Below are 19,440 nucleotides of genomic sequence, written 5' to 3'. Positions count from 1 at the left end.
GTGTGGAGACACACCCCAAAATAATCCGCCGCTTCTCTCGGTTTTACATATCTAGCCATACCAAGCAGCCATACTGAACATACTGTACATTATTTTCAGTATAGTCCAGCGTATCATTGACTAGAGTCATGCTCCCGCTCGTCTTGCCTCCAATTCCCTTAGGATCTGCCGGTGGCGCTGCCGGGTGATGGGGTACAGCCACACCAGCAGGATCCCACCGATTAAAGCCACTGCCGGCAGGGGGCCGATGGCGAGGCGGATGGCCAGCAAGGCCAATTCTGGCTGGAGGGGTGGGGCCTCTCCGGCCACCGAAGGGATAAAGCCGGCCCAATCCAGAGCTTGTCCCACGAAAAACAGCCCTAGCGCCAGGCCCACCTTTTGCAAGAACACCATGAAGGCATAGAAGATCCCTTCCCGCCGCTCCCCAGTGTGCAGCTCGTCCAGGTCGATGACATCCGGCAGCATTGACCAAGGGCCAAGATACACTGTGGCGGAAACCCCGATCCCTGCCAACAGGGCTAGTGCAATCATGAGCCGCTCCTGGCCGGCCTGCAGGAAAAATAGGCCCGCCTGCGAGATGAGCCAAAACCCCGCCCCGATCAGGTACATGGCGCGCTTGCCCAGCCGAGCGCTCAGGCATGTCCAGGCAAACAGGGTCAGCACGGCAACACTCTGAACCGCCAACACCACCAGAGAAATCCACACCTCGGGCAGGCCCATCCAGAAGACGATGAAATAGGGGATGATCGTGGCTGTGAACTGAAAGGCCAGCCAAGAACACAGGTAGATGCCGCTGACAAACAGGTAGGGGCGATTGCTGAAGGCCACCCGCAGTTGCTGCAGCAGAGGCAGCGGATCCCGTTGGGATTGAAAACGTTCTCGTACTCCCCAAAAGCAGAGCAGCAGGGGCACAGCCGAGATGGCCCCAAAACAAGCCCCCGCCAGCAGATGGCCGGCAGCCCGATCCGGCAGCAGGTTAAACAGCAGCGGAAAGGTAACCACGGCAACCATGCTGCCCCCCACCGAGAAGGCAAAGCGAAATTGGTTGAGCCGGGTGCGCTCGTCGTAATCCTGGGTTAGCTCCGCCGTCAGGGAGGCGTAGGGGATGTTGGCGGCAGAATAAAAGGTGTTGAACAGCAGGGACACCGCCAGGTAGTAGGCGAAAAGGGGGCCCATCTGACCGGGAAAAGGGATCCACCACTGAGCTGCAAAAGTCAGGCCAAAGGGGATGGCCGAAAACAGCAGCCAGGGGCGGCGACGGCCCCAACGGCTGCGGGTGCGGTCGCTGAGGATGCCGATGATGGGATCGTTGACGGCATCCCAAAAGCGGGTGATGGCGTAGATGCTGCCGGCCAAGCCTGCCGCCATGCCGACGGTATTGGTGAGAAAGGGCAGCAGGAAAAAGATGAGGATATTGGCCGTCATGCCCGTGCCCAGATCCCCCACCCCATAGGCCAGCTTCGTCCGCAAGCTCAGTCGTTCTCCGGTCATGGCCTGCCTTGGCAAAGGAGAGTCTTACTTAGTCTAGGGGGAAGGGGCAGGCGAGAGGGCTAATTGCCCTTTTCGCGGAGGGGCTAAGAGCGCATCTGGCTCATCGCCTCCAGATTCAACGCCTTGGCCACCTGTTCCGGGCTCATCAAGTTGCGCTCCAACACGATCTGGCGGATGGGCTTGCCGGTTTCCAGGGAGATCTTAGCCACCTCTGCCGCCTGCAGGTAGCCAATGTAGGGATTGAGGGCAGTCACCAAAGCCAGCGTCCCCTCAGCATAGCTGCGGCAGCGATCCGCCTGGGCGGTGATGCCGCGGACGCAGCGCTCGGTAAAGACGCGCAGGCTGTTGTTGAGGATCTGCAAGCTATGCAGGAGGTTATAGGCAATCAGCGGCATCATCGCGTTGAGCTCAAATTGGCCTGCCTGGGCGGCGAGGAGAATGGCGGTGTCCAGGCCGATCACCTGAAAGCAGACCATGTTCAGCATCTCGGCCATCACCGGGTTGTACTTGCCGGGCATGATGGAGGAGCCGGGCTGTACCGGCGGCAGTTGGATCTCTTTGAGGCCAGTCTTGGGGCCGGAATCCATCAGGCGTAGGTCGTTGGCCATTTTGATGGCATCTTGGGCCAGGTTGCGCAGGGATCCCGACAGGTGCACAAAGGGGGCCATGCTCTGCATCGCCGCCATGGGATGGGGGGCCGGGGTAAGGGGCAACTGGGTGTACTCTGCCAGCCGTTGCACCACCTTTTGCCGGTACTGGGGATGGGTATTGAGGCCGGTGCCGACGGCGCTGCCCCCCAGCCCCAAGCTGCCCAGAGCCTGGCTGGCCTCCTCGATCCAGCGGCGGTGCTGGGCAAAGATGGCCGCATAGGCGCCGAAGCTATCTCCCAGCCTTATGGGGACAGCATCCTGCAAATGGGTGCGGCCCGCCTTGAGAATGCCGTGGAACTCCTGTGCTTTCTGCTCCAGCGCCGCCACCAGGTTGTCCAGCGTGCCCAAAAGATCCCGCCGCACCCGCAGCAGGGCCGCCAGGCGAATGGCGGTGGGGATGACGTCGTTGGTGGATTGGCCGTAGTTGACATGGTCGTTGGGGCTGACCCGCTCGTAGCGCCCCTTGGGCTCTCCCAGGATCTCCAGGGCGCGGTTGGCCAACACCTCATTGACGTTCATGTGGTGGGAGGTGCCCGCCCCGGCCTGGTACACATCCACCACAAACTGATCCCGCAGGGATCCCTGGAGGATCTCGTCTGCCGCTTGGACAATGGCCTTGGCCACGTCGGGGGGAATGCAGCCCAGCTCGCCGTTGACCTCCGCCGCCGCTTTTTTGATGAGCACGCAGGCCTCCACGTACTCCGGCAGCGGCTTGAGGCCGCTGATGGGAAAATTCTCCAGGGCGCGGGCGGTTTGGATGCCGTAGTACACCGACTGCGGCAGTTGCCGCTCCCCCATCGCGTCCCGCTCGCTGCGCACTTGCAGTGGGTCTGTCTCTGGAACCATGGCACAGCTCTAGCTGGCAGGTTTTTGGGAAGGTTCCTGTAGAGGTAGGGATCCCTTTTCCTGGAGAGCAGCCAACTGCTGGCTAATCCGCTCGTTGTTTTCCGCCAAGACGAGCACCATGGCCGCGCAGGCCAGATGAACTCCTGCCCGGAATTCGGCCGAGGCTTTGTACTGAGCCAGCGCCTCGCTATCTCCTTCTCGCGGGCTCAGGATCAGTTGCACCGACTTTTGGGCCAACTCTTTCAGTTCCCGTTCCGTTAAACCGAGCTGCACCACTTTTGCCCTCCCTGCTAACCGGAAAACAAGCCCCCCCCTGCCCTCTCACCGGCAGGAGCGCCACTTTGGTTATCCTACCGCGGTTGCTGCCCCAATCCAGCATCCTTCTTCCTTCCAGTGGGTCGGCGAACCCCTAGAAGAAAACAAAAAATGCCGGCTAGTATAGGTGCAGCATGCCTTGCCCTCCTGGCCGATAGACCACTTGGGGGTGCAAGTCCGTCGGCCAGCAAGGGCGCAAAAGAGGCTGCTATTCTCTGAGTACTACCATCTAGGTTGTTGTTCACAGAGAGGAAAACTTGTCCGTAGAACGTCCACTTGACCGCTTGCCCCGCAAGCAGCGCGCAGAGCTGCCGGCCATCAACGAGCGCATCCGCTTCCCCAAAATTCGCCTCATCGACACCGATGGCACCCAGTTGGGGATCATGAGCCCGCGCGAAGCCCTGCGCCTGGCCGAAGAAAAAGATCTGGACTTGGTCTTGGTCAGCGACAAGGCGGATCCTCCCGTCTGCCGCATCATGGACTACGGCAAGTTCAAGTTTGAGAAGGAGAAAAAAGAACGGGAGGCCCGCAAAAAACAACACACCGCCGAGATCAAGGAAGTGAAGTTTCGCTACAACATCGGCGAGCACGACTACCACGTCCGCCTGCGCAGCGCTCAGCAGTTTTTGGGGGATGGAGACAAGGTAAAAGCCACGGTGATGTTTCGCGGTCGCGAGGCCCAGCACGCCGAGTTGGGGGAAGAGTTGCTGCAGCGCTTGTTCAAAGACCTAGAAGGCGTGGCGGAAATGCAGCAGCCCCCCCAAAAGGAAGGGCGAAACATCACGATGATCCTCTCCCCCAAAAAATCCACCTGAGGAGGGATCCCGTCTATGGCTCTTGCTGTTGGGGATCCGGCGCCGGAGTTTACCCTGCCCGATGCCGAGGGCAATTTGGTCAGCCTGAGCCAGCTGCGGGGCCGGCGGGTGGTGCTCTACTTCTACCCGCGGGACAACACTCCCGGCTGCACCCGAGAAGCCTGTGGCTTTCGCGATGCCTACGCCGAGTATCAGGCGCACGGGATCCACGTCTTGGGGGTGAGCGCCGACGACGCCCGTTCCCACCAAAAGTTTGCCCAAAAACTGCAGCTTCCCTTTCCGCTGCTGGTGGACGAGGGGGCCAAGGTGGCCAGCGCCTACGGCGTCTATGGCCCGAAAAAGTTCATGGGCAAAGTCTATAACGGCATTCACCGCACCACCTTTGTCATCGATCCGGAGGGGAAGATCGAGGCCATCATCACCAAGGTCAAGGTGGAGGCTCACGCGGCGGAGCTGCTCAAGCAGTTAACCGGCTCCTAAGCTCTCTGTTGGGGGGTGCAGGGGGAGCAGCCCTGTCGGCAAAGGTGCCTAGGTGTCCAGCGTTCCCGTGCCGAGATTAGGACAAGAAGAGAGCGGGCAGGGGATATAACGATACAAGGTGCCGGTATGGATTCCCCTGGGGCCGTGTCCCGACGCACCCGTACCACCAAGTCGATTCACGACAGCTACCAAATTTTGGGTTTGGCCGGCCAAGGGCAGTATGGGCGCGTGTTCTGTGCCCGGCCCCGCCACGGGGGGGATCTGGTGGCCCTCAAGGAGCTGCCGGCAGAGCGCTTTCCCACCCCCAACCTGCTGCGGGAGCTGCGCTACCTGCTGACATTGAACCACCCCAACATCACCCGCTGCTACGCCCTCGAACATGCCCGTGAGGGGCGCTATTTGGTGTTGGAGTACTGCGAAGGGGGCACGCTGCGGGAGCTGATCGACCAGGTGGAGCGGGGGCTGTGGCTGCCGGTCAAGCAGGTTTTGGGCTTTGTGGATCAGATCTTGGCCGGCTTGGATCATGCCCATCGACAGGGGGTAATCCACTGCGATGTCAAGCCAGAGAATATCTTGCTCAAGCCCACGCCCCAGGGTTGGCAACTGAAGCTGACGGACTTTGGCATCGCTCGTCACCCCCAGCCTGCTCCCGGCGAGATCTCTGCCACCGGCTCCCCCGCCTACATGGCGCCAGAGCGGTTCTACGGCCAGTTCAGCCCCGCTTCTGACCTCTACGCGGTGGGGATCATCCTCCTGGAGCTGTTGACGGGCCGGCGACCCTTTTCCGGCTCCCCCAGCCAGTTGATGCACGCCCACCTCAACCAGCCGTTTGTCTGTCCGGAAGGGATCCCGGCCCCGCTGCAGGAACTGCTGGAGATCACGTTGCGCAAGTTGCCCCTGCGGCGGTTTCGCACCGCGGCCCAGATGCGTTCGGCCCTGGCAACCTTTGCCCGGGAGTGGCAGGAGCCAGCCGGTTGTTGGGTCGGCCCTCGCCTGTCCAGGCGGTCACCTCCCGGCCTGCAGGTCTGGGATCTGCCGGATCCGGGTTTTGTTGGCGAGGGCGGGAGGGAGTCCCTGCCTGAGCAAAAGTTCTGCATCTGTGAAGATCCGAGCGGCTCCCGATCCCCGCTGCTGCTGCGGGTAACCCCTCAGCGGCTGGAGTGGCTGGATCTGCAGACCCTTGCCTCAGGAGCGCCGCCTCTGGCCTGTTTCTCCTTGGCCGAACCGTTGCAGCAAGTGCTGCCCTTGCCGAGCTTCCCGGAGGCTTTGGCTTTTTCCAAAAGCAACCTTTTGCACCTGAGTCCCGCGCGCGTCCGTACCTTGCTGAGTTTTGCGGAGGATTGGCGAGCCACCTGGCTGGCGGAGCGGCAGGAGTTGGTCTGGGCCACTGCCAAAGAAATTGGGGCAGTGCAATGGCTGCCGGCTGGGCCAACCGTAGCTCAACCTTTTCCGGAGTTCCACTGCTACTTTCGCTGGCCTTGGCAGGTGCCAACGGGATCCCTGCTCCGCTTGCTGGCTCTCTCGGAGCATCTGGTGCTGTTGGCGGGATTGGGGCGGCAGTGGGTGGAAATGACTGTGTTGCCCTATCCGGCGGCCTGGCCTCCGCAGACGGGCTCCCAGCCGCTGCGCTATCGCCTACCCCTGGATCCCAGGGGGAGAGTGCTCAGCTTGGGGGAGCGGCTGCTTTTTGCCGGCGGGGATGGAGGAGGCCAGGGATGCTGCCCCCACCTTTGCTCGGTGCAGGTCAACCCGCTGCGGCTGCGCCGCTGGTTTTTGAAGGGGTGGCCCCTGCAAATGGCCAAGGCCCCTTGGGGCGTGCTGCTCCTGTGTCGCGAGGGGGAGGAGTTCTCTTCCCTCTGGCTGTATAGCGAGGGGGGGTATCCCTTGGCCCAGGTGGCCGTGCCCGTCGGATCCGAGGTGTTGCAGGTGGGGCAAAGGGGACTGGTCTGGCTGCAAGTGCCCAAGGCCGGGAAGCCGCAGCAATTTCAGCTTTGGCAGTTGGATCTCAACCAGTTGCCGGCGAATGGCCATGCCGCCGAGGGGGTTGCTTTGGGCTAGCGACGGGTTTTTTGCTTTTGAAATGGCCCTAGCTGAGCTTGGGCTGTTCGGCTAGCTGCTGGAGTGGGCTTGGCGAGCCAATTGCTTGAGAAAGGCCAGCGGATAACGGCTGTGAAGCTGCTGCTTGAGCCGCTCTTGCAGGAGCTCCTCTTGCCAGGGATCCCCCGATTGCAGCCACTCCAGGTAGCTCAGCCCCGCCACCCGCGTCAGATAGGCTCCGCTGGCCGCCTGCAGCGGGATCCCCATGAGCATCCAGGGACTGGCTTTGAGGGCAGAGCCCAGGGCCTGGGTGGCCAGCTCCAGTCCCCCAAGCTGCACGATCATTTGCGCCAGGCTGTGGGCCATTTGTTGAGCCTGCTGCAGGGTGATGCGGCGATCGAACACCTGATGCAGCTCCCCGATCATGCGCGCCTGGATGACCACCCCCGCCAGCATATCCAAAGCCGGAAGGGGGGTCACGGCCAGGGCAGCAGCGGTGGCCCACTGCATCCGCTCCACGATCTGGCGACCCTGGTGGTAGCGCTCTTCCCGCAGGGCCTGTTGGACGGCCTCGCTCAAGGTTTGGGTTTGCAACAGGGCGTTGGCCAGGCGCAGATGGGATCCCTTTTGCTGCAGCAGGCGGGCCATCTGCTGGACCAGGGCGCCTGTATCGGGGGGCTGCGGCTCCCAGGTTTCTTGTCTGGAGCCATCGGGGAAGCAGTAGCGAACCTTCAAGGGCTCCGGGTCGGCGGCAATGGCCACCACCTGCTCAGGGGGAATGACGCCGGCGGTGCGCTGGCGCAGGTGGGCCAAGATGATCTCCACCTCCTCCGGCAACATCTGATCCGTCTTGTTAAGGGCCAGGATGGTGGATTTCCCCAGCCGGGCCAGCTCGAGCAGCTCGGCATATTCTGAGGCCAGCAGATCCCCGGCCACCACCAAAATCAACAGATCCGCCTTCTGGGCCAGGGCGCGGGCCTCCGCCTCGCCGGCGCCGCCGATGGTCAGCAGGCCAGGGGTATCGGTGAGGGAGATGGGGCCACTCCAGCCCTCCAGTTGATAGGTGTGAATGGATCCCTGCTGGGTGGTGCCCAGGGTGGGAGCGGTTTCCCCCACAGGCTGCCCCAGCAGAGCGTTGATGAGAGAGGTTTTGCCGGCAGAAGCGGTGCCGAACACCACCAGGTGCAATTCTTCCTGGGCCAGCCGTCGATCGATCTCCCGCGCCTTGGCCTGCAAGGCGCGACGGCTAATGTCGTCCTGCAGCTTCTGGATAAGGCGATCGACATCCTGCAGATCTGCTTGCACCTGATCCCGCGTCAACTTAACCCGCCGCCGCGGCTTAGCCGCTGGGGTGGGATCCTGTTGCGGTCGGCGAACCTGTTGCCACCAATGGCGTGCCACCAGCCCTGCCGCCACTGTTCCGCCCAGGATGCCGGCCACCGCTAGATCCGCCAGCGGCACCGAATAGGGAGCCACAAAGCTGTAGATGCCCTCAACCCATTGCAGGTATTGGCTGAGAGCCGCCAAGCCCAGCCCCGTCAACAACCACAGCCAAGTGGAGCGCGACAACACCATGCCAACCCACAGCTTGCCCAAATGCCCAATCGGGAACAGATCCTGATCCCCAGGCAAACCCTGAAGATCTATCTAGTCTAGAGATCTGCAAAGGCGAGAGAAGCGTTCGCGAATTTAGGACGGCTGAACCCTCTCCGCTGGCAACCCCGGCGCAAGCGGGCTCCGCAGCCGCTTCTCTAGCATAGGGCTAGCTGTAGCTGGGCATACAGTTTTTGCAAGAAGCTTTGTTTAGGAACAGCTACCCACCGGCAAAACCAGAAGCTGAAGACAGAAAACGCCAATCGAGATCGCCCTCAGCCCAAGTGGCCAAAAAGGACAGGGATCCCTGGCAAAACCGCCGGCGGCTCCAGCGGCGCTGGCAAAAACTCGCCCCCCCGGTAGTCCAATAGCTGCACCAACAACAAATAGCCCACCCCCAGGGCAATGGCCAAAGCTCCCGTCATAATGGCTACCCACTTGGGCCGTTCCACGCTGGGCCTCCCAATCACTGCCGGATTAATAATGCCTGAAGCCTTAGCGAGGTGGGATCAAGACGGTGTCGATGACGTGGATGATGCCGTTGGCAGCTTGAATATCCGCGGTGATCACGTTGGCGTTGTTGATGCGAATCCGTCCGCCCTCAAGAAGGGTGACAGTGACAGGGGATCCCTGCAAAGTCGTCACCTGCTGGCCGGATCTGAGGGCGCTGGAGGGGGCCAAGCCGGGAACCACGTGGTAGGTGAGAATGCGCACCAGCTCTGCCCGGTTCTCAGGCCGCAGCAAGGCTTCCACCGTGCCAGGGGGCAAAGCGGCAAAGGCAGCATTGGTGGGAGCAAAGACCGTGAAGGGGCCTTCTTGCTGCAAAGCCCCCACCAAGCCCGCTGCCTGCAGGGCCGTCACCAAGGTACTGAAGTTAGGGTTAGCAGCGGCAACGGCGACGATATTGGGCAGCGGCGTAGGGCTGGGAGAGAGAGTCGGAGTGGGCGTCGGCAGGGCAATGGCTGTATCGTTGCTGGAACTGTCACAACCGACCAAGGCCAAGCAGGTGGCCGCCGTCAGTCCAAGGGTGAGGGTTTTGCGATTCATAACAAAAGTTAATAACTCAAAACATTCGTCTCCATCTTAGGGTCAAAAGCCGTTCTCGCACGGGTGGCCCTAGAGCAGAGCAGGGGTCACTTTTGCGTAGAAGTGGCTACGGTAAAGTTCGGTATTCTGGGTGTGGTTGCTGGAGGGGAGAAAGGGGATGAACGGGATCGGGATCCCATCTTGGCGGCGGCAACTGCGTCGTTGGCTGCCCTGGGCTGCCCTGCTGCTGCTCCTGGTGGCCATTGGCTACTGGGTGGGCCCCCGACCTCGGCCTTATCCCCAAGAGCCAGAGCTGCCCACCCTGGCCCCTCTGCCGCAGCACCCCCGCATCCGGGTGGCGTTCAACCAAAGCCGCGAGAGCACCTATCGGGATCCCTATCGCCAGGTCTATCGCTACGGCTACAACCTGGAGGAGCTGATCCTCTCCCAGATCCGCTCCGCCCAGCAGTCGCTGGATGTGGCGGTGCAAGAGTTGAACCTGCCCCTGATTGCCCAGGCCCTGGCCGAGCGGCGCCAGGCCGGGATCCCGGTGCGGGTGATTACCGAAAATACCTATGTGCGGGCCTGGCACCAGCTCACCCCTGCCGAAGTGCGGGCGTTGGACGAGCGCAGCCGCCGCAAGTACGAGGAGTACCGCAACTTGGTGGATGTGAACCGGGATGGGCGCCTCTCCCCAGAAGAGATCGCCACGCGGGATGTCTATGCCCTGCTCGATGGGGGGCAGGTGCCCTGGCTGGACGACACTGCCGACGGCTCCAAGGGCAGCGGCCTGATGCACCACAAGTTTGTGATTATCGACGGGCAGCGGGTGCTGACCGGATCGGCCAATTTTACCCTCTCCGATATCCACGGGGATTTCGATGCCCCCGGCAGTGTGGGCAACGCCAACCACCTGCTGCTGCTGGATAGCCCCGAGCTGGCTCGCCTCTACACCGAGGAGTTCAACCTCATGTGGGGAGATGGGCCGGGAGGGTTGCCCGACAGCCGCTTCGGGGTGCAAAAGCTCAAGCGTCCCCTGGAGACGGTTTACCTTGGCGATGCCATCGTGGGGGTACATTTTTCTCCCAGCAGCCGCTCCCTGCCCTACGAGGCCACTTCCAACGGCATCATCGCGGCCACCCTGGCCCAAGCGCAGCAGCAGGTGGATCTGGCCCTGTTGGTCTTTACGGACTCAGGCATTGCCAACCAGCTCAGGCAACTGCGCCAGGAGCGCAACGTGCTGATCCGCGGCGTGTTCGATCCCGGCTTTGCCTTTCGCGACTACAGCCGCACCCTGGAGATGTGGGGGCTGCTGCTCCCGGACGAAAACTGCCGGGTGGACGCGGCCCGCCTGCCTTGGACAGTGCCCGCTTCATCCGTGGGCGTGCCCAACCTCGCCCCGGGAGACAAGCTGCACCACAAGTTCGCCATCGTCGATCCCGGCACTCCTCAGGCCACGGTGATCACCGGATCCCACAACTGGTCAATGGCGGCCAACCACATCAACGACGAAAACCTTTTGATCATCCGTAATGAGCGGGTGGTGGATCACTTTGTGCGCGAGTTCGAGCGGCTCATTGCCGAGGCCCGCTTTGGCCCCAGCCGCCGCCTGCAGCAACAGGCGGAAGAGAGAGCCCGCCTCTGCCCCAGCCCTGTCCCCGTCGCCCTCTCCTCATCTGAAGCAGAGCCGGAGCTGCTGGAAGTCGAGGTGATCTCCGTTCCTGACAGGGGATCCCCTTCCCAGCCGGCTACCCCGCAAGCTTCCCGCGTGAACTTAAACACCGCCACCGCAGCAGAGCTGCAGCAGTTGCCCGGCATTGGCCCGGCCCTGGCGCAGCGCATCATCGAGGCCCGTCCCTTTTCCTCCTTGGAAGATCTACAGCGGGTCAAGGGCATCGGGCCGGCCCGGATTGAGCAACTGCGGGATCGGGTCACCTGGTAGGGATCCGGTCTAGCTCTCTTGAGCCAGCTCCAGAAAGGCCCCCATGCGGCGAAACTTCTGGTAGCGCTCCTCCCGCAGCTCCCGCCCGCTCAGAGCAGATAGCTCCTTGAGATGCCGCAGGAGAGCTTCTTTCAGCGTCTGGGCAGCTTCCAGGGGGGCGCGGTGGGCGCCGCCAACCGGCTCCGGCAAGATCTCGTCAATGACCTCTAGCTGCAGCAGGTCTTGGGCGGTAATGCGCAGGGCTGCCGCTGCTTGCGGCGCTTTCTTGGCATCTTTCCAAAGGATGGCCGCACAGCCTTCCGGCGAGATCACCGAATAGACGGCGTGCTCAAACATCAAGATGCGATCCCCAATGCCAATGGCCAAAGCCCCCCCGGATCCCCCTTCGCCGATGACGGTGCAGATGATGGGGATCTCCAGCCGAAACAGGGTCTGCAGGTTGGTGGCGATCGCTTCCCCCTGGCCCTCGGCTTCTGCCTTAACCCCTGGGTAGGCCCCCGGCGTGTCGATAAAGGTCAATAGGGGCAGGCCGAAGCGGTGGGCATGTTCCATCAGCCGCAGGGCTTTGCGGTAGCCGGCGGGGTTGGGCATGCCGAAGTTGCGGTGGATGTTGTCTTTGGTGTCGCGGCCTTTTTGGTGGCCGAGGATCATCACCGGCTGATCCCCCAGTTTGGCCAGGCCGCCGACGATGGCCGGATCGTCTTGGCCGTGGCGATCCCCGTGCAGCTCAAACCAGTCGTCGCAGATGGTCTGGACGTAGTCCAAGGTGGTGGGGCGGCGGGGATGGCGGGCCACCTGCAGCCGTTCTACGGGGGTGAGCTGGCTGAAGATCTCGCGGCGCAGCTCTTCGGCTTTGGCCTCTAGTTGGCGAATCTGCTCAGAGGCGTCGATGTCGTTTTCTTCGGCCAAGGCGCGAATTTCCTGGATGCGCTGTTCGAGGGCGGCAACAGGCTGCTCAAACTCCAGCAGTAGGCGGTCGTTGGACTTGGTCATGACCGGTTGGCTAAATTTCGGGAGCGTGCTGTGACCGGCAGAGGCTGCACAGATTTCGGGGTCAGGCTTTGATCTTCTCACATGTAGATCCCGTAGGCTAGAGGGAGCAATCCCCCTACTGCCCAAGAGGGATCCCTTGTCTGCTTCTGTCTCTTCTCCCCCTTCACCCCTTCCCCCCTGGCTGCGCTGGGGGGTGGTGGGATCCGTCGTCTTGGCTATCGGGGTGGGAGCCTTTTGGCAATACGGGCGGCCTGAGCGACAAATCCGCGTCCACACGGAGAAATTGCTGCGGGCGGTGGAGCAGCGCAACTGGGATCAGGTGGAGATGCTGGTCTCTGAGGCCTATAGCGATGGTTGGGGCCTGGATAAGCAGCGGGCGCTGGCCTACAGCCGCGAGATCTTCGGGCAATTTTTTCGCTTGCGCTTCCAACCCCAAGCGCTGCAGGTGCAGCTCGGCCCAGGGGATCCCAGTCGCCAAGGACAGGCCACTCTCTGGTTTGTGATCGAGGGATCCGGCGGCCCCTTAGCCAACCTGACGCGGGATCAGGTGAACGCCTTGGAGCAACCCTTCCGATTGAATTGGCAGCGACGGGGTGGGGAGCACTTCCGCTGGGAGCTAACCCGCGTGGAGAATCCAGAACTGCAACTGCCCCCTCTCCCCGCTCAAGAACAGACAGGCCAGAGATGAGGGTCGAACACCAACAGGGGGAGCTGGCCTTCGGCTGGCGGGATCCACTGCACAATACCCCGTTGGCGGGCCTGAGCTGCATAGCGGCTGGGGAGAGGCTGCAACTGGGAAGAGGGCAGACGGCGCAGGAGGGGCTGAGTGGGAATGGGCAGAGCCCCTGTTTCTGGGTTGTCGATCTGGTCGGACAATCCGTCCTCAGAACTGCCTGGCTGCAACAGAATAACCCCTTCCGGTTGAAAAGGGATCCCTCGGCCCAGCAACAAACGACCGGTATCCAAAAGCTGGGGGCCGCCCTCCTGAGCAAGCTGAAACTCTGCCCAGCTAAAAACTCGCCGCGCCCGATCAACAGGGAGGCCGAAGCAGTAGGAGCCCAGTTGGAAAGTAATCAAGGTCTGCCGGTTTCTCAGTTGTTCTTGCCGAGCCAGACGACGCAGGCGCAGAGGGGAAAGCAGGGGCATGGACTACCTCGCCATCAAAACGCCGGTGGAAGGTGCCGAAGAGGCTGGTTGCAGCAGTTGCCGCAGCTTTTGGATCAGCTCCTGTTCCTGGAAGGGCTTGGAGAGGTAGGCGCTGGCTCCCAGCCGCTGGGCCAGTTGGCGGTGTTTCTCGCCACTGCGGGAGGTGAGCATGACCACGGGAAGCTGGTCATACAGGGGGTGGGCACGAATCTGGGCCAGCAAGCCAAAGCCATCCAGCCGCGGCATTTCAATGTCGGTAATCACCGCTCGGATGGGAATTCCTCTCTGCAAGTGCTCGAGGGCCTCTTGTCCGTCGCGAGCCTGTTCAACCCGGAACCCTGCTCTTTCTAGGGTCATGGCCAAGAAGCGGCGCACGTTGACCGAATCTTCCACCACCAGCAGGGTGGGCTGGGCGGCAAACCTGGGCTGGGGAAGGGGATCCCTTGCCGACTGACAGGGCTGATCCCGCTGGGCGAGCAGCCAGCTCAAGAGGGCAGGCGGATCCACGAAAAGAGCGATTCGCCCATCGGCCAAAACCGTACAGCCGGAGAATCCCGACGGCAGAGGCAGACCTCCCTCCACCGGGCGCAGAGTTACCTCTTGCTCCCGCCAAAAGCGATCCACCAACAGGCCATAGGGCCGGTTGTCTTCTACCACCAGCAGCACCACAGGTCGGTCGAGAAGGGGGGTCTCGTCAATTTCCCGGCGAGGCTGCCAGCGCGCGAAGCGAAACCAGTGGCCCACAGGAATTAAAGGGATCTGCTCCCCTTCCCAGAGAAAGGAATCGGCAGGCAACTGCGGGGGGATAAGCAATTCTTCCACTGCGTTGGCCGGAAAAGCCAACATCAACCCCTGGCATTCTGTCAGCAGCACGCGGGTGACGCTCAAAGAAACGGGCAGAGTGAGGGTAAACAGCGTGCCCCGTCCCGGCCAAGATTCCACCTGCACCTGGCCGCCAATTCGTTGCAGGTTGGTGCGTACCACGTCTAGACCCACTCCCCGTCCAGATAGCTCGCTGACTCGCTCGGCGGTGCTGAAGCCCGGCTGGAAGATCAACTCCAGCAGCTCCTGGGAGCTGGCCTCAGCCAGGTCGGCAGCGGAAAACCCTATCTGCAAGGCGCGGGCCCGGATTTTATCCAGACAGATCCCTGCCCCATCGTCTCGCACCGTGATCAGAGTGCGGTTGCCCCGTTGGCTGGCGGCAATTTCGATGAGGCCCTTGGCCGGCTTGCCCTGGGCCAGGCGGGTGTCTGGAGCCTCGATGCCGTGGTCAAAGGCGTTGCGCACCAAGTGCAACAAGGGATCCGCCAAGGCCTCCAAAATCGAGCGCTCGATTAGGGTGGATCCCCCCAAGACCCGCAGCTCCACGGGCTTGCCATGGGCTAAGCTCAGCTCCCGCAGCGCTCTGGGGAAGCGATCCGTCAAATCCGATAGAGGCTGCATGCGCACCTGGTCGAGACGGGTTTGCATTTGCCTGGAGAGGCGGCTGAGCTGGCGGGCGCTGCCTTCGGTCTCCTGCAGGGTGGTGTCGATATCGTGGGTTACCTCATCAATTTGCACAACGGTTTCCATCACCTCTTGGGTCAGCAGGTGCATCTCTCCATAGCGATCCATCTCCAAGAGGTCAAAGGTATCGGCCAAGGTCAGGCCGGGATCCCCTTCTTTTTTCAAGAGCACAGAAGCAGGCACGGTGGCAGCGACGCGGTCGTAGCTGCTGCGCAGGCGGCTGTTGGTTTCTTCTAGAGTGCGAACCCGCCGTTTGAACAAGCTGACCAGCTCCCGCAGCCGTTGCAGGCGACTGTTTAAGCGGTTGCGCTCCCCTATGAGCTCTCCCAACAGCTCCCCCAACTGTTCCAGAGGGCGAGCCGGCACCCGTAGCATCTCGGCAGCGCTTTTGGCCCCGGCTGGAATCGAATCCGGCAGCTCGGTGGCTCCTGCCATTGCAGGGGGAGGGGCTTCTGGCGGGGGGGAAACTGGAGGCTCTGCCGGATCCCAGGAGCTGGGGAGAAGAGCGACCTGACCGACTAGCACCAGGGCCTGCGAGCGTCGCCAAGCTTGTAAAGCCGCCTGAGCAACGGGCAACACCTGCTCCTTGGCATTTGGCGGCAGCGTCTCCAGAGCTTGGACTACTGAGCCGCACAGGGTGGCAAAGGCAGGCAGATCCAACATTTCCCCCAGCGCCCCCAGCTCTTGGGCAGCAATGAGAAACTCCTCCCGCAAACAGGGCTGCTCGGGGTGGGCCAGCACACCTTCCAACCGCTGCAGACAGGCCTCCACCTCGGTTGCAAACAGCAGCACCCGCATATCGCCCCCGGCCTCTGCTGCCAGGACTTGGACGTTGTCCTCAGGCTGCAACTCTCCCAACTGCTCTCGCAATTGATCGAAAAGAGGCTGCACCCGCTCTGCCAGCCAAGATTCGTCCAAAAGCCGCTGCTGGCGGTGCTGCTGGGCTATTTGGCGCATGCAATCCAACGCCGCCAAGAGGTTGCGCTCCACTGCGGGGTCGGCTTTTTGGGGATCCACCTGCAAGATCTTGAAACCATCTTCCAGGCGATGGGCCAAGTCGCTAAGCACCGGAAAGCCCATCATGGCCGCCCCGCCCTTGATGGAATGAGCAGCCCGCAGCAAGCGATCCAAACGGGGGCGATCCAAACTCTGGGATCCCAGGCCCAACACCCCTGCCTCCAGGGTGTCGAGGTAAGCCTGGGCTTCGTCCAAAAACTGCAGCCTAACCTGCCACTCGCGTGGGTCGAGGGAAGTGGGATTCGGCCCCATGCTAAACCGCCTCCCCCACCTTGAAGGTGGACACAGAAGTCTGCAACTGACGGGCAACCGCCACCGTAGCCTGGAGAGAGTTGGCCACCTGCTGCGAGGCTGCCGCCGTCTGGGCGGCAATGTTGGCGATTTGCTGCATCAACTGGCGCACCGTTTGAGATGCATCTGCCTGGGCATCGGTGGAGCGGGCAATGGCCTGAAAGAGCTGGTTCACCTGCCGCGAGACTTCCACAATTTGTCCCAGGCTCTGCTTGGCTGCTTCCACCAAGCGGGTTCCCTCCACCACCTGGCCGGTGCTGGTTTCCATCGCCTGTACCACCTCGCCGGTTTCCCGTTGGATCCCTTCCACAATGCGCTCGATCTCGCGGGTGGCTTCTGCCGACTGGGCCGCCAGTGCCCCGACTTCCTCGGCGACCACCGCAAAACCTCGCCCTTCTTCGCCGGCACGGGCTGCCTCGATACTGGCGTTCACCGCCAAGAGGTTGGTTTTCAGCGCAATCTGGTTGATCAAGGACACCACCTTGGAAATCTGCTGGGAAGATTCCCCCAGCCGCTTCACCTTCTTGGCCGTTTCGGCCACCGTTTCCCGCAGTTGCAGGATGTTTTGCACTGTGCGATCCATAGTCAAGCTGCTGTTGATGGCCGTGGCGGCGGCAGATTCGGCAACGGTGGCGGCCTGTTGGGCTTTATCGGCTACCTCCTCGATTGAGAGCGTCATTTGCTCGACAGAGCGCAAGGTCTCTTCGATTTGGGTGGCCTGTCGGAGAGCGGCTTCGGCCAACTCGCGAATGGCTGCCTCGTCACGAACAATGGATTGGTTGACTTGACCGGCGGCCTGCTGCACTTGAATCACGATGTCGCGCAAGCTCTCGATAATGACGTTGAAAAAGTCCGCCATGATGCCAACTTGTCCGGCTGTTAGCTGCGCCCGCACCGTGAGATCCCCCCGCGAGGCTTCTTTGACCTCGCTGATAAGCTGCAGCAGCTCTCTTTGCAGCGCTTCCGACCGCTCCCGTTCCTGGGCGGCCACGGCTTTTTGCTCCAGCGCCCCCAGGTTACCCAAAGCTTGACCCAGGCGGTTGGCCAGCTCTGCCAAGGTTTTCTGTTCTTCGTCAGACCAGCTCTGGCTTTGGGCGCGGCCTATTGCCAAAAAACCGTAAAGCTCATCGCCACGCACCACCGGCGCTATCATCTCGGCTTTCAGTTGGGCTGTGGCCAGCCTCTGCAGGTAGTCGGCGCCCAGATCTGGCCTAGGCACCGGGCCAAAAGCGTAAACTTGCCCGCCGTGGAGAGCCTGCTGGATCGGAGCCGGGATCCTGCGGAGGAGGGTGCCCAAGGTGTCGGGCAGGCGGCTGTCGTGAGATTCAGCGATAACCTGCGCCTCTTCGGGAGCGGTCAAGCGATAGAAGGCCACTCGTTCGGCACCGAAGCGCTGGCGCATCTCGCCCAACAAGTCAGTTAGGGGATCGATCAGCTCTTGCTCTTGGCGAATCCGGGCAATATCGGCAAACCGCTGGGCCAGTCGGGTGTCGGAAACTTGTCGCTCGTAGGTGGCGTTGCGTTCCCGCACAAAGTTGCGCACCAGGATCAAAATGATCCCCCAGCTCAGCAGCAGAATCGGGAAGCTGATGCCGGAAAAGATCAAAGCCTGCAGCAGCTCTTGCTCGTAAAGCTGGACGCTGGCCTGAATGTTGCTGCGAATGGCCTCCAGGGTTTGGTTGATCCCTTCGGCGTAGATGCGCTTTTGCTCTTCGTACTCAGGGCTGTGCAGCAAGTTGAAAGCCCGTTCCTGCTCGCCGGCCCGAATCAGATCAAAAGCCTGCACTTCCCACTCCACCAGCTTGATGTTGGCTGCTGTGGTTTTGGCTGCATAGGCTTCGTAAGAGGCGGGATCCAATTGCTGAATCTCCGCCAGCACCTCATCCAACTGAGGGACATGGATGTTGTAGCGCTCTTCCCAGGACAGATCCCCGCTGGCAGCGGCCATGCGGGCAGACATGGTCAAGACTTCATCCAAATAGATCACCTGATCGCTCAGGTTTTGCAGGGTGAACTGCCGCGAGATCGCCGGCTCGAACTCGAAATAGGTGCGGGCTACGCTGCCGGCAGAGACGGCAAACAGCAGGGAGCTGATGCCCAGAGGAAAACTGATTGCCAGGGCCAGGCGGGATCCCGCGACTTTGCGTTGGGGCCGGGAAGATGGAGCAGGCCTGAGAAAGAGGGGACGGAAGGAAACCATAGAATTTTGCCTTTAAGTGAGGGTAAGTCGGGGAAAAGGTCGCCAAGATCAAGGGTTTGCCGAGGAATCAACTGAGTTGAGCTTTTGGACAATGGCAAGAGGGTCGAGCACCCAGAGAGGCTCATCCCCTTCCAACACCAGCCCTTTGCAAGAGTCGTAGAAGTTCTCCAGTCGAAAGTTGTTTTGTGCTGCCTGGGCTTTTGTTAAGGGTTGGATCTCCTCGGCGGGCACTCGAGCTACTCCTTTCACGTGTTGGGTTGCCAGGCCCAAGCCTGTTCGCACTGGCGATGCAGAGCCCCCAAATTCTGGGCGCATCACCACCAAGTGGTGTTCGGGCTGCCCAAAGTCCAAGGGCTCTAGGCCGAGAAATTGCGGCAGATCCAGTCCCCAGAGAATGCGATTGCGATAGTTGAACAAGCCCAGCACCCATGCGGGCTGGTTGGGGAGAAGGGTAAAGTGGTGCGGGCCAACAATTAGAGCTTCCTGGGCAAATGCCATGGGCAAAAGGGCCCGACAGTCTACCCCCAACTGTAGATGTAAGTACAGCTCGCCGGTACGGGTAGAAGTAGGGCTGTGTGGGGAGAAAGCTACCGCCATTGCCGTTCTCGCTCTGCCAATTCTAAGACATCTCCTAAGAACAATTCGTGATAATCACAGGGATCCTAACTGGAGGCGCAGCTCAGCAAGGACAGGAGTGGCAAAAATCATGAGCTCGGGCTGAGCACTACTGATTTCACGGCCCGCAAAATGTCTTCGCGGGTAAAAGGCTTGGTCAGATAAAGATCGATCCCTTGCTTCATGCCCCAGAGTTTGTCCAGCTCTTGATTTTTAGAAGTACAGGCCACAACGGGCAACTTTTGGGTTTCCGGGTTTTTCTTGATTTGGCGGCACAATTCCAGCCCGCTCATGCCTTCCATGACCAAGTCCGTCAGCACCACATCGGGTTTGTCGTTGCGGATCTGCTGCAATGCCTCTTGGGCGTTGGCCACCGCTACCACCTGATAGCCTTCTGAGCGGAGGTAATCGCTGATGAGCTGTCGCTCCGAGGCCACATCTTCCACCACAAGAACTTTCACCATGATCGACATCTCC

The 19,440-nt window shown here is 61.4% G+C and carries 17 protein-coding genes; 5 read left to right on the top strand and 12 right to left on the bottom strand.

The window, feature by feature from the left end; all coding sequences use genetic code 11:
- Positions 1-126 precede the first annotated feature (126 nt).
- From SYN60AY4M2_RS11410 to SYN60AY4M2_RS11400, 3 genes are all read right to left on the bottom strand, one after another.
- Positions 127-1,491 (bottom strand): MFS transporter, encoded by a 1,365-nt coding sequence (locus SYN60AY4M2_RS11410; RefSeq protein ID WP_099812961.1) that lies wholly within the window; start codon positions 1,489-1,491, stop codon positions 127-129.
- 83 nt (positions 1,492-1,574) lie between these two features.
- On the bottom strand, positions 1,575-2,987 hold the full coding sequence (locus SYN60AY4M2_RS11405; protein WP_041438484.1) for an aspartate ammonia-lyase: 1,413 nt from the start codon (positions 2,985-2,987) through the stop codon (positions 1,575-1,577).
- 9 nt (positions 2,988-2,996) lie between these two features.
- Complete coding sequence (locus SYN60AY4M2_RS11400) at positions 2,997-3,263, bottom strand: hypothetical protein (protein WP_011430957.1); 267 nt, start codon at positions 3,261-3,263, stop codon at positions 2,997-2,999.
- Between the two features lie 296 nt (positions 3,264-3,559).
- Here SYN60AY4M2_RS11400 and infC point away from each other — a divergent pair, with 296 nt between their 5' ends.
- The 3 genes from infC to SYN60AY4M2_RS11385 all read left to right on the top strand — a co-directional run bounded on the left by infC (position 3,560) and on the right by SYN60AY4M2_RS11385 (position 6,655).
- Complete coding sequence (gene infC, locus SYN60AY4M2_RS11395) at positions 3,560-4,117, top strand: translation initiation factor IF-3 (RefSeq protein ID WP_011430958.1); 558 nt, start codon at positions 3,560-3,562, stop codon at positions 4,115-4,117.
- A 15-nt stretch (positions 4,118-4,132) separates the two neighbouring features.
- Positions 4,133-4,597 carry a thioredoxin-dependent thiol peroxidase gene (gene bcp / locus SYN60AY4M2_RS11390; RefSeq protein ID WP_011430959.1) on the top strand — a complete coding sequence of 155 codons (465 nt, stop codon included), beginning with the start codon at positions 4,133-4,135 and terminating at the stop codon, positions 4,595-4,597.
- Positions 4,598-4,723: 126 nt separating this feature from the next.
- Positions 4,724-6,655 carry a serine/threonine-protein kinase gene (locus SYN60AY4M2_RS11385; protein ID WP_011430960.1) on the top strand — a complete coding sequence of 644 codons (1,932 nt, stop codon included), beginning with the start codon at positions 4,724-4,726 and terminating at the stop codon, positions 6,653-6,655.
- Positions 6,656-6,706: 51 nt separating this feature from the next.
- On the opposite strand, the gene SYN60AY4M2_RS11380 is transcribed toward SYN60AY4M2_RS11385, so the two are convergent.
- The 3 genes from SYN60AY4M2_RS11380 to SYN60AY4M2_RS11370 all read right to left on the bottom strand — a co-directional run bounded on the left by SYN60AY4M2_RS11380 (position 6,707) and on the right by SYN60AY4M2_RS11370 (position 9,274).
- Complete coding sequence (locus SYN60AY4M2_RS11380; RefSeq protein ID WP_240527342.1) at positions 6,707-8,266, bottom strand: GTP-binding protein; 1,560 nt, start codon at positions 8,264-8,266, stop codon at positions 6,707-6,709.
- Positions 8,267-8,502: 236 nt separating this feature from the next.
- On the bottom strand, positions 8,503-8,679 hold the full coding sequence (locus tag SYN60AY4M2_RS11375; protein WP_099812959.1) for a hypothetical protein: 177 nt from the start codon (positions 8,677-8,679) through the stop codon (positions 8,503-8,505).
- 43 nt (positions 8,680-8,722) lie between these two features.
- On the bottom strand, positions 8,723-9,274 hold the full coding sequence (locus SYN60AY4M2_RS11370; RefSeq protein ID WP_099812957.1) for a fasciclin domain-containing protein: 552 nt from the start codon (positions 9,272-9,274) through the stop codon (positions 8,723-8,725).
- Positions 9,275-9,431: 157 nt separating this feature from the next.
- On the opposite strand from SYN60AY4M2_RS11370, the gene SYN60AY4M2_RS11365 reads away from it, so the two are divergent.
- Complete coding sequence (locus SYN60AY4M2_RS11365) at positions 9,432-11,195, top strand: phospholipase D-like domain-containing protein (protein WP_099812955.1); 1,764 nt, start codon at positions 9,432-9,434, stop codon at positions 11,193-11,195.
- Positions 11,196-11,204: 9 nt separating this feature from the next.
- Here the strand turns inward: SYN60AY4M2_RS11365 and SYN60AY4M2_RS11360 are convergent, their stop codons facing one another.
- A complete protein-coding gene (locus SYN60AY4M2_RS11360) occupies positions 11,205-12,188 on the bottom strand; it encodes an acetyl-CoA carboxylase carboxyltransferase subunit alpha (protein ID WP_099812954.1) in 984 nt (327 codons plus the stop codon).
- A gap of 136 nt (positions 12,189-12,324) precedes the next feature.
- On the opposite strand from SYN60AY4M2_RS11360, the gene SYN60AY4M2_RS11355 reads away from it, so the two are divergent.
- A complete protein-coding gene (locus SYN60AY4M2_RS11355; protein ID WP_099812952.1) occupies positions 12,325-12,876 on the top strand; it encodes a hypothetical protein in 552 nt (183 codons plus the stop codon).
- Here SYN60AY4M2_RS11355 and SYN60AY4M2_RS11350 read toward each other — a convergent pair.
- The 5 genes from SYN60AY4M2_RS11350 to SYN60AY4M2_RS11330 form a co-directional block, all read right to left on the bottom strand.
- Positions 12,852-13,334 carry a hypothetical protein gene (locus SYN60AY4M2_RS11350; protein WP_099812950.1) on the bottom strand — a complete coding sequence of 161 codons (483 nt, stop codon included), beginning with the start codon at positions 13,332-13,334 and terminating at the stop codon, positions 12,852-12,854. The genes SYN60AY4M2_RS11355 and SYN60AY4M2_RS11350 overlap by 25 nt on opposite strands.
- 3 nt (positions 13,335-13,337) lie before the next feature.
- On the bottom strand, positions 13,338-16,109 hold the full coding sequence (locus SYN60AY4M2_RS11345) for a hybrid sensor histidine kinase/response regulator (RefSeq protein WP_011434294.1): 2,772 nt from the start codon (positions 16,107-16,109) through the stop codon (positions 13,338-13,340).
- A gap of 1 nt (position 16,110) precedes the next feature.
- Positions 16,111-18,348: a methyl-accepting chemotaxis protein gene (locus SYN60AY4M2_RS14245; protein WP_099812947.1), complete on the bottom strand. Its 2,238-nt coding sequence runs from the start codon at positions 18,346-18,348 to the stop codon at positions 16,111-16,113.
- Positions 18,349-18,396: 48 nt separating this feature from the next.
- A complete protein-coding gene (locus tag SYN60AY4M2_RS11335; RefSeq protein WP_011430974.1) occupies positions 18,397-18,945 on the bottom strand; it encodes a chemotaxis protein CheW in 549 nt (182 codons plus the stop codon).
- A 107-nt stretch (positions 18,946-19,052) separates the two neighbouring features.
- Positions 19,053-19,427 carry a response regulator gene (locus SYN60AY4M2_RS11330; RefSeq protein WP_011434291.1) on the bottom strand — a complete coding sequence of 125 codons (375 nt, stop codon included), beginning with the start codon at positions 19,425-19,427 and terminating at the stop codon, positions 19,053-19,055.
- Between the last annotated feature and the right edge of the window lie 13 nt (positions 19,428-19,440).

Origin of the sequence: Synechococcus sp. 60AY4M2 (assembly GCF_002760375.1) — a bacterium.
Lineage (GTDB): Bacteria > Cyanobacteriota > Cyanobacteriia > Thermostichales > Thermostichaceae > Thermostichus.
Note: the sequence above shows the minus strand (reverse complement) of the source record. Positions and strands in the feature narration are given on the sequence as shown.